We start from the raw sequence: 16,349 nt of genomic DNA, 5'->3' as shown, positions 1-16,349 counted from the left end.
TCAGCCCCAGCACTTGGCGAGGCCTTCCTTGGTGTCGATGGACTTCACGCCTTCCGCCGGCTTGTCGGTCACGAGGTTGACGCCCGTGTCGAAGAAATCCTTGCCTTCGGTCGGCTTGGGCTTCGTCCCATCCTTGGCGAAAGCGGCGATCGCTTCGATGCCGAGTGCCGCCATCTGGAGCGGATATTGCTGCGAGGTCGCGCCGATCACGCCCTCGGCGACCGACTTCACGCCGGGACAGCCGCCGTCAACCGAGACGATCAGCACGTTGCCTTCGAGGCCAACGGCCTTGAGCGCCTGGTAGGCGCCGACGGCTGCCGGCTCATTGATGGTATGGATGACATTGATGCCGGGATCCTTCTGGAGAAGGTTCTCCATCGCCTTGCGGCCGCCTTCCTCGTTGCCGTTCGTGACATCGTGGCCGACGATGCGTGCATCGTCCTCGTCGCCGATCTTGTTGGGGTCCTTCACGTCGATGCCGTAGCCCATCATGAAGCCCTGGTCGCGCAAGACGTCGACCGTCGGTTGCGAGGGGGTCAGGTCGAGGAAGCCGATCTTGGCGTCCTTCGCCTTGTCGCCGAGCGTCGCGGCGGCCCACGCGCCGATCAGCTTGCCGGCCTCCAGATTGTCGGTCGCGAAGGTCGCGTCGGCGGCGTCGAGCGGATCAAGCGGCGTGTCCAGCGCGATCACCAGCAGACCGGCGTCACGTGCCTTCTTCACCGCCGGGACGATACCTTTGGTGTCGGATGCGGTGATCAGGATGCCCTTGGCGCCGTCGGCGATGCAGCTTTCGATCGCCGCCACCTGGCTCTCGCTGTCGCCGTCGATTTTGCCGGCGTAGGCTTTGAGGTCGACGCCGAGTTCTTTCGCCTTGGCGGCCGCGCCTTCCTTCATCTTGACGAAGAACGGGTTGGTGTCGGTCTTGGTGATCAGGCAGGCGCCGACATCGGCGGCGGATGCAGCCGAGGTGAACGCCATCAGTCCCAGTCCGGCCGCGGCAAAAACGGTGGACTTCAATAGTGCTGTCTTGGTCACGATTTTCCTCCCAGTGGAACCATTTCGGATGCCGGCCAACCGGCATCTGCACAAGCATCCAGCGACTTCTCCCGGCGTGGACGCCTGCCCCCAACAGAATACCAGACCGAGGTTTGTGTCAATAATTAAATCACTCTTATTTATTATTGACAGCGTTGCATCGTTCACTCATTCTGGCCCAAAAGCATCGAGGGGAAACGACGGGAGGAACCGGGGTGGAGACCGGCATTACAAGGCACGGTTCGCCCGAAGCAACCGAGAGCCGCATTCATCGCGGCACCAACCAGAGCGGCATGCGGGACCACAATGAGCGGCTGGTGCTGTCGCTGGTGCGTCAGCACGGCAGCCTGGCCAAGTCCGACATCGCGCGCATGACCGGGCTTTCCGCCCAAACGGTTTCCGTCATTATGCGCGAGCTCGAGGAGGACAATCTCCTTGTCCGCCAGGCGCCGTTGCGCGGCAAGATCGGCCAACCCTCCATTCCCATGGCGCTCAATCCCGATGGCGCCTATTTCATCGGTCTGAAGATCGGTCGTCGCAGCGCCGAACTCGTGCTGATCGATTTTCTCGGCAATGTGCGCTCGATGCTGCAGCATTCCTACCGCTACCCGGCACCGCGCGAGACGGTTGAATTCGTCACCTCCGGCATGAAGACGATGCGCGGCGAACTTACCCCGGCACAGGACAAGCGCATTGCCGGACTTGGCATCGCCATGCCGTTCGAATTGTGGAACTGGGCCGATACGGCAGGTGCGCCGCGCGACGTCATGGACGAATGGCGCCACCGCGACATCCGCGCCGACATCCAGGCGCAATGCGAATTCCCGGTCTATCTGCAGAATGATGCCACCTCGGCTTGCGGCGCCGAGCTGGTGTTCGGCAAGGCGGGTGCGGCGCGCGACTTCGTCTATTTCTATATCGGAGCGTTCGCCGGCGGCGGCATCGTGCTCAACGGTCACCTTTTTGGCGGGCCGACCGGCAATGCCGGCGCGCTGGGTTCGATGCCGGTGCCCGGACCGGACGGCAAGCCGGCCCAATTGATCGACGTGGCGTCGATCGCGATGCTGGAAAAGGCGCTCAACGCGCGCGGCGTCGAGGCCTCGCATCTATGGACGTCACCGGAGGACTGGGGCGAGATCGGCGTCGAGCTCGACCACTGGATAGCCAGCGCCTCGCAAGCGCTCGCCTATGCCATCGTGGCAGCATCCTCGGTCATCGATTTCGAGGCCGCAGTGATCGAAGGATGGATGCCGAAGGCCGTGCGGCGCCGGCTCGTCGATGCCGTTGTCGAAGCCATCAGCAAGATCGACGGCGAAGGCCTGAAGCTCCCAGCCGTTCGCGAGGGAACCGTCGGCATCCATGCACGTGCCCTGGGCGGCGCCAGCCTGCCGCTTTCCGAGCGCTTCCTCATCGGTTCGACCATGATTTCCAGGAGTGCCTGAGCATGCTGATCGGATCCCGACCTGCTCGGTCCGGAGCGGCTGGCGACGCTGACACGGCCGTAGCAATGAGATCGCGCTTCCAGTCGCTGGTGATCGCTTGCTTGCCAATCCCGTTCATGGCGAGGTGGAGGCGATCTGCGTTAAGCCCGCGTCGGACCGCAAGGTGGTTGCGCTCGCCGGCGGCGACTTCTATCTACGGTCCGCGCACGCGATCGTTGCGACAAGCGAGTTGCGGCTCTACGCCAACATCACCACCCGCAAGGTGGTGATCTATCCGCCGGAGAACAGCAAATCATGATCCTCTGTTGCGGCGAAGCCTTGATCGACATGCTGCCGCGCACCACGACGGAGGGCGAGCCGGCCTTTGCCCCCTATGTCGGTGGTGCGGTGTTCAACACCGCTATTGCGCTCGGCCGGCTGGGAGCACCCGCCGGTTTCTTTTCCGGCCTGTCGTCGGATCTGTTCGGTGGCCAGTTCAGGGACGCGCTGGGGGCAAGCAAGGTCAGTTCCACCTATGCGCACACATCTCCCCGGCCGACCACGCTCGCCTTCGTGCGGCTCGACAACGGCCAGGCGACCTACACGTTCTACGATGAAAACACAGCCGGACGCATGCTGACCGTCGACGATCTGCCGAAACTCGGCAGCGAGATCGAAGCCATGCTGTTTGGCGCCATCAGCCTGATCTCGGAACCGGCCGGAGCGGCTTATGAGGAATTTATGCGGCGCGAGCACAGCCGCCGCGTCATGATGCTGGATCCCAACATTCGGCCCAATTTTATCCCTGATAAGGCCAAGCATCTCCGGCGCATCCGCTCGATGATGGCGATGGCCGACATCGTGAAGCTGTCGGACGAGGACCTCAACTGGTTCGGCGAAGCCGGCTCGCACGAGGATGTCGTCCACAATTGGCTGGATCGCGGCCCGACGCTGATAGTCGTCACCCATGGCAGCGAAGGCGCTGTCGGCTACACCAGGGATCACAAGGTCACGATCGTGCCGGACAAGGTCGAAGTTGTCGATACGGTCGGTGCCGGCGATACTTTCAACGCCGGCATCCTGGCCTCGCTGCACGAGCAGGGCCTGCTGTCGAAAGAGGCGATCGCCAAGCTGCCGGAAGACGCCATCCACAAGGCGCTGACGCTCGGTGCTAGGGCTGCGGCGGTGACGGTGTCGCGGGCCGGCGCCAATCCGCCCTGGCGGCATGAAATCGCCTGATTGCACAGCTTTGCACCCAGCTTGCCGATCACTTTATGTTTCGCCGGTTCGGTTGCGACGCGATGTGAAGACCAAATGACATCCGACGAAGCCCGGATTTCCGGCATCTTCAAGGGCACCTTGGAAATCAGAGGTAACAGACTGCGACACTTGAGCAATTCGCGGTTTGGCTCGTGCGGGTTTCTCGGTCGGGCCAAGTCTGCTACCAGCGGCCGATTACCTGGCTAATACCGTTTGAGGCCGACATGCAGTTCATTGATCTTGGCGCGCAGCGCGAGCGCATCCGCGACAGGCTGAAAGCGGCCATCGACCGCGTTGTCGACGAGGGGCGCTATATCCTGGGACCTGAGGTTACCGAATTCGAAAACAAGCTCGCCGCCTATATCGGGACCAAGCATGTCGTCGCCTGCGCCAACGGCACCGACGCGCTGCTGCTGCCGCTGTTTGCGGCCGGAATTGGCCCAGGTGACGCGGTGTTCGTGCCGAGCTTCACCTTTGCCGCCACGGCGGAAGTGGTGGCGTTGGCCAAGGCAGAGCCGGTTTTCGTCGATGTCGATCCCCAGACCTACAATATCGACATCGCCAGCCTCGAGGCGGCCATCGCCATGATCAAGGCGGAAGGCCGGCTGAAGCCAAGGGCGATCATACCGGTCGACCTGTTCGGCCTCGCCGCTGACTACGAGGCGATTATGACGATCGCCAACCGCGAAGGGCTGATGGTGATCGAGGACGCCGCCCAGTCGATGGGCGGCTCGGCCGACGGCAAGATGTGCGGCTCGTTCGGCGCGGTTGGCTCGACCAGCTTCTACCCGGCAAAGCCGCTCGGCTGCTATGGCGACGGCGGCGCGATGTTCACCAATGACGATGCGCTGGCCGAACAGCTTCGCTCGTTCGCCTTCCACGGCAAGGGCGAAACCCAATATGACAATATCCGCGTCGGCATCAATTCGCGGCTCGACACGCTGCAGGCGGCGATCCTGATCGAGAAGCTGGCCATTCTCGAAGACGAGATGGTTGCCCGGCAAGCGGTTGCAAATCGTTATGCCGAAGGGCTCGGCGATATCGTCAAGGCAGCGCGCAACCTGGGCGGCAGCCGTTCAGCCTGGGCGCAATACGCCATCGAGACGCCGAAGCGCGATGGGCTGAAGGCACATCTCGGCGAAAAAGGCATCCCGTCGGTGATCTATTACGTAAAGCCGTTGCACAGTCAGATCGCCTATCGCGACTATCCGCGCACGCCGACCGGTCTTGCCGTTTCGGAGGAGCTGCCGAAGCGCATCCTGTGCCTGCCCATGCACCCGTATCTGAGCGAGGCGGACCAGGATCGGATCATCGAAACGATCCGTAACTATATCGGCTCGAATTCGGCGCACACCGCGGCCGCGTAGAGCCTCACGGGCGATCACTGTCTAGCCGGTATCCCTCCAGCAGTACGCCGATCGCGCATCAACAACGAGCGTCAGTTGCGACGACGCGCTTCCCGCGGGGCCAGCGCATGACGGAGACCGCCCGAGATCTCAGGCCTTGGCACCCACTGTCGCGACATCGGTAAGTGCAAATCCCGCATCTATGGTCAGGATCGGCGCCCGGTAGGATTTCGCGGTGGCATAATGGAAGCAGTCGGCAAGATTGAGCGCGCTATTCCGTTCAGCGTCCGGATAGCGATGCCGTCCATAGCGATCGAAGGCTTGCAGCGCGGCGGGCAACTCACGGCTCGAAATCACCAGAACCTCGATCCCGGCCGCTTCAAGGAACTCCTGTATTCGCGCTTCAGCTTCTGCCATGGGAATGCGTTTTTTGCGAAACAGCCCAACAGTCGCTTCCCATGCAGCCACGACCGATGTGATCGGCCGCGGCGAGCGCGCAGCATCAAGCGCCGCCGCAAGTTCCTCGGCCTCAGGCTCCTCCGTCATAATTGCGATGATTGCCGACGCATCGACGAACATCAGTAGTCACCGCTGAGGTCATCAAAAAAAGCCCTGTCCGCCGCAAGGCCAGAGTCTGGATAGGCCGCGATCTTCGCGCGCAAAGGCTTCAGCCGCTCCCACAGAGGGATCGCCTCCTCCGCACGACGCAATTCGTTCTCCAAGGCCAGTTTCACGGCAGCGGTCTTGTTCAAGCGCGTGCGCGCCGCCAGCTTTTCGGCAAGCGCGTTTACCTCTTCACTTCGAATGTTGAGCGGCATAGCGAACTCCCCTTTGTGTAGACGTAAATATAACAATGCCAACACGCGATGGCAACCGCCCTCAGGACACACACCTCCCATCAGGAGAGCATGCTGCCAAGGAAGAAGTCGTTCTTTGGATCACGGCCTGATTGCCCCACAAAACCATATACTCTCATGGGCGCATTCGGATGAGCCGCGGCAAGTTCGTGTATTTTGACACGAATGGCGACGCATAGGCGAAACCGTTTCGTCGGAGTCTACACTGCGCGCAGATGCCCACAACCGAGGCGGGATTTATGTTTTCGCTCGGCGATTCCCTCCAGGGCCAACGATGCTATGATCGTCAGATTGGTCCGGCTACCTTGCCGCTGGCGATGAAATGCGGATTGGCGAAATCTTCGTCATCGCTCTGCATGCGCTTGCCATAGGTGAGCGGCTGGCCGTCGAGTGTGCGCGTCATGCCGCCGGCGGCACGCAGAACAGCATCGCCGGCCGCGGTGTCCCATTCCATGGTGCGGCCGAAGCGCGGATAGACGTCGGCCTCGGCGCCAGCGACAAGGCAGAATTTCAGCGACGAGCCGACCGAGACAATTTCGGCCGCGCCCACCGTGCGGATATAGGCTTCGGTCTCGGGCGTATTGTGGGACCGGCTGGCGACGATAGTCAGCGGCGCCAGGCCCGCCCTCGCCGAGATCGGCCGACGCCCGATGATTTGGTAATCGCCATTGACTTTGATTGCTTCCGCCCTGCCCGGCCGGCCGGAAAAGAAGCGTCCGGTGCATGGCGCAAAGACCACGCCGACCTCCGGCACGCCGTGGCGAACGAGTGCGATATTGACGGTGAAGTCGGTCCTGCGGTTGACGAATTCCTTGGTGCCGTCGAGCGGATCCACCAGGAAGAAGGCATCGTCGAGGTCGGGCGGCACGATGCCGCTCGACGCCTCTTCCTCAGCCACGCAAGGGATGTCGGGGAACGCGGCGCGCAGCCCAGCGAGAATGATCTTTTCGCTCTCGCGATCGGCCTCGGTCACCGGCGAACTGTCTGATTTCCGGTCGACCGCGCAGCCGGTATCGAAAACCCGCATCACCTCTCGCCCCGCCGCCAAGGCAAGGCGCTCGAACACGCCGAGCATCGCTTCGTCGTCAGATACCGCCGCCGCTATCGTATTGGTTTTCGGCAATGTCGCGCTCGTTCAGCCAGAGTTCCAGGGCCTCTACCATCTCCTCGGCGGACTTGCCGAGTGTCTTGAGATGGATTTCGGGGTTTTCCGGGGCTTCATACGGTGAATCGACACCGGTGAAATTCTTGATTTCGCCATTCAGCGCCCGCGCATAGAGGCCCTTCGGATCGCGTCTGGCGCACTCCTCAAAGGGTGTGTCGACAAACACCTCGACGAATTCGCCGTTGGCCATCAATTCCCTGGCCATGCGCCGTTCGGCGCTGAACGGCGAAATGAAGGAGACGATGACGATCAGCCCGGCATCGGCCATCAGGCGCGCCACTTCGGCAACACGGCGAATGTTCTCGACCCGATCGGCGTCGGTGAAGCCAAGATCGCGATTGAGGCCGTGGCGGACATTGTCGCCATCCAGGATGTAGGTATGGCGGCCGGTGGCGAACAGCTTCTTCTCGAAGAGGTTGGCGATGGTCGACTTGCCCGAGCCCGAGAGCCCGGTGAACCAGAACACGGCAGGCCGCTGGTTCTTCAGATCGGCACGACCGTGCTTGCCGACATCGAGCGATTGCCAGTGGATGTTTTCGGCGCGGCGCAGCGAATGCAGGATCATGCCGGCGCCGACCGTGGCGTTGGTGATGCGGTCGATCAGAATGAAGGCACCGGTCGTGCGGTTCTCGGCGAAAGTATCGAAGGCGATCGGCGCCCGCGTCGAGATGTTGCAAATGCCGACCTCGTTCATTTCGAGCGACTTGGCCGCCTCATGGGCAAAGTCGTTGACGTTGACGCGGTATTTCAGGTCGGTGACGGTGGCGCTGGTCTGATCGGTCTCGGTCCGCAGGATATAGGAGCGGCCCGGCAACAGTGCGTGCTCGTCGAACCAGACGATGTTGGCGGCGAACTGGTCGGCGACCTGAGGCCGCGCCGCCGGTGATACCAGCATATTGCCGCGCGAGACCTCGACCTCGTCGTCGAGAACAAGGGTGATGGCCTGGCCGGCGACCGCCTGGCTCAGATCGCCGCCATGCGAGACGATGCGCCTGACATGAGCGGACTTGCCGGATTTAGCGACAACAATCTCGTCGCCTGTTGAAACCGAGCCGGACGCGATCGTGCCGGCAAAACCGCGAAAGTCGAGATTGGGGCGATTCACATACTGCACCGGAAAACGGAACGGCAGTTCGACAACGGCTTCATCGACCGACACGGTTTCAAGATGTTCGATCAGCGTCGGTCCGGAATACCACTTCATCTTGTCCGAGCGGCTGGTGACGTTATCGCCGTAACGGGCAGACATCGGGATTGGCATGATCGTCTGGAAGCCGAGCTTGTGCGAAAAATGCCTGAAATCCTCGATAATTCGTTCGAAGACGGCCTTGTCGAACCCGACGAGATCGATCTTGTTGACCGCGAGCACGATGTGCCGGATGCCCAGCAGCGAGGCGATGATCGAGTGGCGCCTTGTCTGGCGCAGCACCCCTTGACGGGCGTCGATCAACACAATGGCCAGATCGGCGGTCGATGCGCCCGTCGCCATGTTGCGCGTGTATTGCTCGTGGCCAGGCGTGTCGGCAACGATGAATTTGCGTTTCGGCGTGGCGAAAAAGCGATAGGCGACATCGATGGTGATGCCCTGCTCGCGCTCGGCCTCGAGCCCATCGACCAAAAGCGCGAAATCGACGTCGTCGCCCGTCGTCCCGTGCTTGCGCGAATCACGCTCCAGTGCGGCAAGCTGGTCCTCGAAAATCTGCTTGGTGTCCGAAAGCAGGCGGCCGATCAGCGTCGACTTGCCGTCGTCGACGGAGCCGCAGGTGAGGAAGCGCAGCAGCGACTTTTTCTCCTGCGCAGCCATGTAAACGCGTATGCCGGCGGTTGGGGCGAGGCTTTTGGCCAAGATGTGGCGCATGCTCAGAAATACCCCTCGCGCTTCTTCTTTTCCATCGAGCCGGCTTCGTCGCGGTCAATGAGACGGCCCTGGCGCTCCGATGTGCGCGCGGTGAGCATTTCGCCTACGATGGCTTCCAGCGTGTCGGCGTCCGATTCGATGGCGCCAGTCAGCGGATAGCAGCCGAGCGTGCGAAACCGCACCAACCGGTTCTCCACGGTCTCACCCGGGCGCAGTTCCATGCGATCGTCATCCCTCAGAATGAGCATGCCGTCACGTTCCACAACTGGCCGCTCCTTGGCGAAATAGAGCGGCACGATCGGGATGTCTTCCTGGAGAATGTACTGCCAGATGTCGAGTTCGGTCCAGTTCGACAACGGAAAGACGCGGATCGATTCACCTGATGCGATGCGGGTGTTGAATATCTTCCACATCTCCGGTCGTTGGTTCTTCGGATCCCAGACGTGCTGCGCGTTGCGGAACGAGAAAATTCGCTCCTTGGCGCGCGACTTCTCCTCGTCGCGACGAGCACCGCCAAAGGCTGCATCGAAGCCGTATTTGTCGAGCGCCTGCCGCAGCGCCACGGTCTTCATCACATGCGTATGGGTGTTTGAGCCATGGTCGAAGGGATTGATGTTGTCGCGCACCCCGTCTTCGTTGACGTGGACCAGCAGATCGAAACCGAGCTTCTGCGCCATCTGATCGCGAAAGGCGATCATTTCGCGGAATTTCCAGGTCGTGTCGACGTGAAGAAAGGGAAAGGGCGGCTTGGCGGGATAGAACGCCTTCATCGCAAGGTGCATCAGCACGGAGGAATCCTTGCCGACCGAGTAGAGCATGACCGGCTTGGCGAAGGCCGCTGCAACCTCGCGAAAGATATGGATGGACTCGGCCTCAAGCCGCTGAAGGTGCGTAAGCGCGATGTTCATGGACTGTGAGCGTTCTCTCGTGCCATCCAGATCTTGCATCGTGCATCAGGCGCAATTTTCAGCTGCCCGGTTCAAGCTTCACTCTGGACAATCTCATTTTCGTGCAGGCGTTCTAGCAGATCGCCATTGTTTATAACAATGCAAGACAAGCCTGCCCTAGAGTGGTTCGGGAATGAATCTTCCACGCGGGCCCCAGAATCCGGAAATTCCTGCTCAATAGGCTGATGGCCTAGGTGGCCCAAGAAAAATATGTCCCGGAGGCCGAGATCGGCGTCGAAGCGGCTATACTTCACTGCGGCAGCGGGCCTTGGTTTGCAACACCGTCGATTTTGATGGCAGCCCGACCATGCCGCACTATCGAAAACCGTGATCAGCCGCTATACCGGCTCCTGAATGAGCCACCGCTCGTAGCCCTATGGCATTAGAACCTGGAAGATCATCGCACCAGCGACGGTCACGTTAAATCCTCATATCAAAGACCACCAAGAATGCGAACTATACCTTTGGACAGGCTTTCATCGATAAACCAACAATTCGCACCTTCGCGTGTCAATATCTATTTCTCCATTCTTTGCTTCTTTTTCCCACCGGTCCTGGGGTCTGTCGTCAGCTTTGTATTCAATGGTGGCGGTCTCTGGTCCGTCCTTCTGATTGCCCTGAAGAGACGGCGCTTCAACATTGATAAACCCATGATCGCACTCATGATCGCGATCTATGCCTATTGCGGGGTCGTTATCCTTGCTTCCCTCGTCAACAACTCGGTTGCCAGGGATGCGTCGCATCTTGTGCCGCTGATCACCTTCTTGTTTTTCCCCTTCTCATACTCGATCTGGAGCATTTCCCAGAAAACCACTCTTGCCCGCGTCATCATACTAAGCAGCATGGCCGCTTGTTTCGGCGCGTTGCTGTTGACGGCTATTCAGTACTGGTGGCTCGGCATGCCGAGGGTTGAAGGCGGTGCTGGAAATGCGATCGTGTTCGCGACGGTCACCTGCCTCAGTGTTCTGGTATGCATGGCTGGTGCTTTATCGGGCATCGAAAGGGCCAGGAGCCTTCTCGCCTGCGCCGCGTTGGCTGGGACAGTCGCCATTCTCTTCTCCGGTTCGCGTATCATCTGGATGGCGATGCTGATTGCAGGCATAGCCGTTCTGCTGATCAATCGACAGAAGCTCAGGGGCAGGAACGCCCTTCGCCTGTTGTTGATACTGGGCGTGGCCGGCCTCGCGATCGCTGCTTTTGGATTCCAGACAATATTGGAGCGGGCCGAGTTCCTCCGTTCCGACTGGGAGGCGCTCAAGGCGCATGGCAACTACAGCACCGCCTTGGGATTTCGCGTTGCCATGTGGCAAATTGGCCTCGACGCATTTCGCGAAATGCCGCTTTTCGGACATGGGGTGGGCGCGACGCGGCTGCTGATGAAACAGGGGTTCCAAGAGCAGTTCGGCATGGTCCACGGCTTCAGCCACTTCCATAACGGCTTTCTGACCGCACTGGTGGAAGCCGGAATCCTGGGAGCAGTTACGTTGGCGGCTATCTTCGTCGTTGCCACCAGAAACGCAGCCAAAGTGCTGCGCACCAGCACCGATCCTGTCGAACGGTTCGGCGCGACGATGATCATCATCGTCGTCATCACCTATCTCACCGGCGGAATGGTAGGCATCCTGGTCGGCCATGACATTATGGATTCGGTGCTGATGGTATTCCTGGTGTCGGGGACATATCTTGCATCGGGGCGCCATATGTCGCTGGCGGACGAACAGGCGCTTCCCGCGACATCGGCTGCCGGGTAGCAGCTTCGGGCATGGCAATGAAAGTGTTGGTGACAGGCGCGACAGGGTTCCTCGGGCGCCTCGTTGTGCAACACCTCCGAGACGCCGCGTTCGACGTGCGGATCGCCTCCCGGCACCCGGAAAAGCTCGGTTCGCAAAATGACATCTTCATGCTGCCGAATTTCGACGCGCCTGACGGGGCCTTTGCGACGATCATGCAAGACGTCAAGCATGTCGTCCACTGCGCCGGCTTGAACAACGATCAAGGCAACGCAACCGAAGCCGATTACATGAAAGCCAATGCCGAATTGACCGAGCGGCTCGCGCGCGCCGCTGCCGCACAGGCGAGCGGACGTTTCGTTTACCTGTCTTCGATCCGGGCTGTGGTCGACGCCGGCTTCAGCGGCACGATCGACGAAGGGACGACCCCTGCCCCGCAATGTGCCTATGGACGTTCGAAGCGCGAAGGCGAGATCAGGGTCCTGGATGCTTTTGCATCGTCCGGCCGCTCGGATGCCGCCACAGTGCTGCGCCTGCCACCCGTCTACGGACCCGGCATGAGGGGAAATCTGGCAACACTGATGCGCCTGGCCGACACCGCCTTGCCCCTGCCCACAGCCGCCCTGGCGGGCGTCCGTTCGCTGATATCGTGCGAGGCCGCAGTGAGGGCGGTTTCGCACCTGCTGACCCATTCAGGCCCGCTTCGCCCCGTCTATGTCGCCAGCGACGGGCGGCCGGTCCAGGTTGCGTCGATCATCGAAGCCTTTCGACAAGGCTTTGGGCGGCCGAAACGCCTGGTTGCGGTACCTGCCGGCCTGATACGGCCGGTCGCGTCGTTGCTGGGCAAACGCAAATTCTGGGACAGCTTGACCGCAACGCAAAGATGCGACCCGTCCCTGCTTGTTTCGGAGGGCTGGTTGCCGGAAACCGACACGATCGGGCAACTTCGCGAAAGGGCGCAGCTCAGCAAACTTGCTCAGGCCCGATAGATCGTTCCAAGCAGAATCCTGACATCAAGACCGAACGACGCCGCCTTGAGATAGGCTGCATCGGTTTCGGCACAAAGCAACGGGGCCGACATGTCGATGCCTCGGATCTGAGCCAGGCCGGTTATGCCCGGAAGCATTGACGACACGCCCAACTGCTTGCGGTATTCGATCAGCTCCGTTTGCGTGGGCAAGCATGGGCGCGGCCCGACCAGGCTCATCTCTCCCTTCAGCACATTCCAGAGCTGCGGCAGTTCATCAAGCTTGAACCGGCGCAAGACTTTTCCAACCGCAGTAACGGAATTTGCCGGCGCCTCATGCGAGGGCAATGACGGCGTTCCCAGAACCATCGTTCTGAGCTTGTGGCAGCGAAAAAGCCTGCCATCGCGGCCGACCCGCGTTTGAGAAAAGAGCGCCGGCCCGGGCGACGACAGTCGGATTGCCAGGCCGGCGATCAACAGAAACGGTGATGTGATCAGCAACAACGGCGCCGCCACCGCGAGGTCGAAGATCCGCTTCGCCGCCTTCATGAATGCCCGACAACGCTCCCTGTTCACAAATAAATTCTTCATTCCCGAAACGCCGCGGCCCCGGGCCAAACCAGGGGGAAGGCTTTTGGGTGAGACATATCAAATCCGGCCCGCGACGAGCGAGAGATATAGTCCGAATGTTCCAAAAGGGGTCTGCCGATAGACGCCACTCCTGCGCAAGAGGCTCAAACGGCTCAAAATATTGCCTTTTCGTGACCGTGCGAGCAGGCTGAGGCATGCGGCCGCGTCCTTCGTGAGAAGATCCCGATTGGCGGCCAAGCCATTGAGATTTTCATCTGTCCAACGGGCAAACCCGCCGTTCAACAGGTGTTCGAGCCGGGAAAATCGTGCCCGCCATGAAACATTAGCTCCCACCAGATTCGCCTCATGCTGGCGATAGCGCACCAGAGGGCGCGGCTCATAACGAACAACGCCTCCGGCGGCTGTCACGATGAGATAGGCCCACCAATCGTGACTGACAAAATGTGTTCTTGACGACGCCTTTGCCAGCAGGTCGCGCGCCGCCCGATTAAGCAGAATCGTGTTGCCGCCGGCTATGCTTTGCACGAGAGCGTTGCGGAAGGATGGCGGCCGTTGGAACAGCGGCGAATAGCCGACTATGCTTCCGGTTTCGGACATGGTCGCGGTTCTGGAACAAAACATGGCTGGTATTTTTGCGTCGGCTGTCCGCATCCAGCGGACGGCGCTTTCCAGCCTGTCGGCCTCCCAGATGTCGTCCTGATCGCAAAAGGCATAGTAATCCGCCTCGATCCGCGGATCGATGATCATCGATCGGAAATTGGCAGCGAAACCCTGGCGGGGGCCGTCCACCAAGGTCAGTAGACCCTTATGCCAGCGGGACTTCCAGGTGCCGATGATGGCGGGCGTGCCGTCGGTCGAACCATCGTCGGAAATCCACAGATCGACCGGGGAATGCGACTGCGCGAGGAGAGAACCGAGCTGTTCTTCGAGGAAAGCCGCGCCGTCCTTCGTGCCCATCAATATGGCCACGCGCTGATCTTGTTTGCTCACGATTTTGGTGTCATCTGCAAATGCCTGGAGAACGGCCCTGGGATTGTTCGCTTCATCCAATCACAATCGTCCAGAAATAGGCTAACTTAATTGTCCAACTGATTTCGGACTTGTCTCCCAATGTGCGTCGCCGGGGAATTTCTCTGCTTGATGAAGGCCGGCCAGCACGGCAAGGGCTGAGGTTTTGTCCTGGATCTTCATTGCTGTTTCCAGCGCCGTTAGCGCGGTCCGGACCACCGGCCAGTCGATGATGTCCGTTCTGAGGCCAAAAACCTTGGAGATGCTAAGCTCGACGATCTCCTCATTTTCGCCGTAGAGCGTTTCATGAAGTTTCTCGCCCGGCCTTATTCCGGTGAATCGGATCGGGATATCCGCATAGGGGCTTTTTCCAGCCATGCGGATCATCGTCTCGGCGACTTCAAGTATGGCCACTGGTTTGCCCATGTCGAGCATGTAGACGGCGTAATCCTCTCCGCCCTGCCGCAACGCCGCATCGGCCGCCGACATGATGACGAGGTCAACGGCTTCCGCCACCGTCATGAAATAGCGCGTCATGCGGCGGTCCGTAATCGTGACGGGTCCCCCGGCCTCGATCTGTGCCTGGAATATGGTCGCCGCTGACCCGCTGCTGCCAAAAACGTTCCCGAATCGGACGGCAATGAACTTGGTGCCGGAGCGATGCCCGGAGTGGTGCCCGTTTGGCTCGATCGCATGCGTTTCATGCAAGGCGCTCACGATCTGCTCGGCGGCTCGTTTTGTCATGCCAAGCACGGATGTCGGGTCAACCGCCTTGTCACTCGAGATAAGCACGAATTGCGGAACCTTGCATTTGGCGGCCACCTCTGCACAGACAAGCGTTCCGAAAATGTTTGTCTGAATCGCCGCATCCCAGTTTTCCTCGAGCAAGGGGACGTGTTTAAGCGCGGCAGCATGAAAGATGATACTGGGTTTGAATTCGCTGACGACACGCGTCATTTGCCGCCGGTCAGCCACGTCGACTATGCGGGCCTTCAGACGATCGTGATCCTTCTCGTCGATATATTGGCTCAACTGGAAAATGCCGAATTCGGACAAATCGACGACCAGAACCGCTTCGGCGCCCAGTTCCAGCGACCGCCGAACCAGCGTTCGCCCGATGGAGCCGGCTCCGCCCGTCACCAGGACGCGCTTGCCACTGACAAAAGTGCCGATACGCTCGATGTCGGAAGGCACCGCTGGACGGCGCAGGATCGTTTCCATCTCGACCGCGTCGAGAACCAGCTTTCCGCCCTGCCCCAGTTCGGAAAACCCTGAGAATTGCACCACGGCTATGCCACTGTGCCGGGCGACGCGAACCAGCTCTGAATACTCCTCGATCTCGTGCTCGGCCCCGTTGCCGAAAATCAGCAGGTCGAGATGTTCCGTGCCGTTTGTATATTCTTCCAAGACCTCAACCAAATGGGGCCGGACGGCCACCACAGGCACTCCTTGGATCTGCGTGCCCGATCGCGCCGCATCCTCCATCGCCATGATCCCGGCGATGGAGTATTCGGCGGGCTCCGCCGTACGCATGAAACGGATGATCACATCGGCTTCGCTCAGCCTGCCAACGAACAGCGCCTGCTTGGTCAGCGCCCTGTCGCTCCTGCGGTTCAGGATTCGCCAGCTCGCTCCGTCACGAAGAAACCGGTAGAAGAGCCGAGGGGCCGATATGATCGTGAAGGACACGAGGAAGAAGACGATGAACTGGCGCTCGTTCAGGCCGGTCGTCGGCTGAAAAGAGCGAACCAGGAGCGAGGCGCCATAAAGCGTGACAGTCAAAATCGCGCAGCTCTTCAGGATGTTGAAAAAGTCCGGCGTCGACGCGAAGCGCCAGACCGTATTGTAGAGGCCACACCATCTGAACAACACATGGCTAAGAACGACGACGCTCGCCCAGAACGTCAGCCCAGTAGTGGAGAACGCCTCGAACGAAAGTTTCGACTCCGATAGCAACAGGCTGAGTGCCACCGCGACCAGGACCATGACGACGTCCTGAACCATGATAAAGACGCGCCGCATGTCCGGGCGAAGTCCGAATAAGGCTTCAAAGTATGAATTCATCGAGTAGTACTGTACTCCAAACGCAAGGGCACGGCACTAAAATGACGCCAGATTTGGCTGTCATTCGTCATCAGCTGTATATTACAGTGCCAACCTCACC

The 16,349-nt window shown here is 60.3% G+C and carries 15 protein-coding genes; 6 read left to right on the top strand and 9 right to left on the bottom strand.

What is annotated here, in order from left to right; all coding sequences use genetic code 11:
* A complete protein-coding gene (locus NKH73_RS22345; protein WP_473634369.1) occupies window positions 1-978 on the bottom strand; it encodes a sugar ABC transporter substrate-binding protein in 978 nt (325 codons plus the stop codon).
* Between the two features lie 272 nt (window positions 979-1,250).
* Between NKH73_RS22345 and NKH73_RS22340 the strand changes: the two genes are divergently transcribed.
* The 4 genes from NKH73_RS22340 to NKH73_RS22325 all read left to right on the top strand — a co-directional run bounded on the left by NKH73_RS22340 (window position 1,251) and on the right by NKH73_RS22325 (window position 5,083).
* Complete coding sequence (locus NKH73_RS22340) at window positions 1,251-2,477, top strand: ROK family transcriptional regulator (protein ID WP_352936303.1); 1,227 nt, start codon at window positions 1,251-1,253, stop codon at window positions 2,475-2,477.
* A 97-nt stretch (window positions 2,478-2,574) separates the two neighbouring features.
* Complete coding sequence (locus NKH73_RS22335) at window positions 2,575-2,775, top strand: RbsD/FucU family protein (RefSeq protein WP_502893964.1); 201 nt, start codon at window positions 2,575-2,577, stop codon at window positions 2,773-2,775.
* The gene (locus NKH73_RS22330; protein WP_352936300.1) at window positions 2,772-3,695 is read left to right on the top strand and encodes a carbohydrate kinase family protein; all 924 of its coding nucleotides are present in this window, start codon (window positions 2,772-2,774) and stop codon (window positions 3,693-3,695) included. Before NKH73_RS22335 ends, NKH73_RS22330 begins: the two co-directional genes overlap by 4 nt.
* Window positions 3,696-3,940: 245 nt before the next feature.
* Complete coding sequence (locus NKH73_RS22325; RefSeq protein WP_352936298.1) at window positions 3,941-5,083, top strand: DegT/DnrJ/EryC1/StrS family aminotransferase; 1,143 nt, start codon at window positions 3,941-3,943, stop codon at window positions 5,081-5,083.
* 129 nt (window positions 5,084-5,212) lie between these two features.
* Here NKH73_RS22325 and NKH73_RS22320 read toward each other — a convergent pair whose 3' ends face one another.
* From NKH73_RS22320 to cysD, 5 genes are all read right to left on the bottom strand, one after another.
* Window positions 5,213-5,641 (bottom strand): type II toxin-antitoxin system VapC family toxin, encoded by a 429-nt coding sequence (locus NKH73_RS22320; protein ID WP_352936296.1) that lies wholly within the window; start codon window positions 5,639-5,641, stop codon window positions 5,213-5,215.
* The gene (locus tag NKH73_RS22315; RefSeq protein ID WP_352936294.1) at window positions 5,641-5,880 is read right to left on the bottom strand and encodes a type II toxin-antitoxin system VapB family antitoxin; all 240 of its coding nucleotides are present in this window, start codon (window positions 5,878-5,880) and stop codon (window positions 5,641-5,643) included. Before NKH73_RS22315 ends, NKH73_RS22320 begins: the two co-directional genes overlap by 1 nt.
* A 325-nt stretch (window positions 5,881-6,205) precedes the next feature.
* A complete protein-coding gene (gene cysQ, locus NKH73_RS22310; RefSeq protein ID WP_352936451.1) occupies window positions 6,206-6,994 on the bottom strand; it encodes a 3'(2'),5'-bisphosphate nucleotidase CysQ in 789 nt (262 codons plus the stop codon).
* Window positions 6,995-7,004: 10 nt separating this feature from the next.
* A complete protein-coding gene (gene cysN / locus NKH73_RS22305) occupies window positions 7,005-8,942 on the bottom strand; it encodes a sulfate adenylyltransferase subunit CysN (RefSeq protein ID WP_352936292.1) in 1,938 nt (645 codons plus the stop codon).
* A 2-nt stretch (window positions 8,943-8,944) separates the two neighbouring features.
* A complete protein-coding gene (gene cysD / locus NKH73_RS22300) occupies window positions 8,945-9,850 on the bottom strand; it encodes a sulfate adenylyltransferase subunit CysD (protein ID WP_352936290.1) in 906 nt (301 codons plus the stop codon).
* Between the two features lie 503 nt (window positions 9,851-10,353).
* Between cysD and NKH73_RS22295 the strand changes: the two genes are divergently transcribed.
* On the top strand, window positions 10,354-11,640 hold the full coding sequence (locus NKH73_RS22295) for an O-antigen ligase family protein (protein WP_352936288.1): 1,287 nt from the start codon (window positions 10,354-10,356) through the stop codon (window positions 11,638-11,640).
* A 17-nt stretch (window positions 11,641-11,657) separates the two neighbouring features.
* A complete protein-coding gene (locus tag NKH73_RS22290) occupies window positions 11,658-12,608 on the top strand; it encodes an NAD-dependent epimerase/dehydratase family protein (protein WP_352936449.1) in 951 nt (316 codons plus the stop codon).
* Here the strand turns inward: NKH73_RS22290 and NKH73_RS22285 are convergent.
* The 3 genes from NKH73_RS22285 to NKH73_RS22275 all read right to left on the bottom strand — a co-directional run bounded on the left by NKH73_RS22285 (window position 12,596) and on the right by NKH73_RS22275 (window position 16,249).
* Window positions 12,596-13,135, bottom strand: a complete 540-nt coding sequence (locus NKH73_RS22285; RefSeq protein WP_352936447.1) for a sugar transferase — start codon at window positions 13,133-13,135, stop codon at window positions 12,596-12,598. The two genes, NKH73_RS22290 and NKH73_RS22285, sit on opposite strands and share 13 nt — an antisense overlap.
* Window positions 13,136-13,234: 99 nt before the next feature.
* Window positions 13,235-14,227 (bottom strand): glycosyltransferase family 2 protein, encoded by a 993-nt coding sequence (locus NKH73_RS22280; RefSeq protein WP_352936286.1) that lies wholly within the window; start codon window positions 14,225-14,227, stop codon window positions 13,235-13,237.
* Between the two features lie 21 nt (window positions 14,228-14,248).
* The gene (locus tag NKH73_RS22275) at window positions 14,249-16,249 is read right to left on the bottom strand and encodes an SDR family NAD(P)-dependent oxidoreductase (protein ID WP_352936284.1); all 2,001 of its coding nucleotides are present in this window, start codon (window positions 16,247-16,249) and stop codon (window positions 14,249-14,251) included.
* Between the last annotated feature and the right edge of the window lie 100 nt (window positions 16,250-16,349).

It is taken from the genome of Mesorhizobium sp. M0938 (genome assembly GCF_040319125.1).
Taxonomy (GTDB): Bacteria; Pseudomonadota; Alphaproteobacteria; order Rhizobiales; family Rhizobiaceae; genus Mesorhizobium; species Mesorhizobium robiniae.
This window is presented reverse-complemented; position numbering and strand designations above follow the sequence as displayed.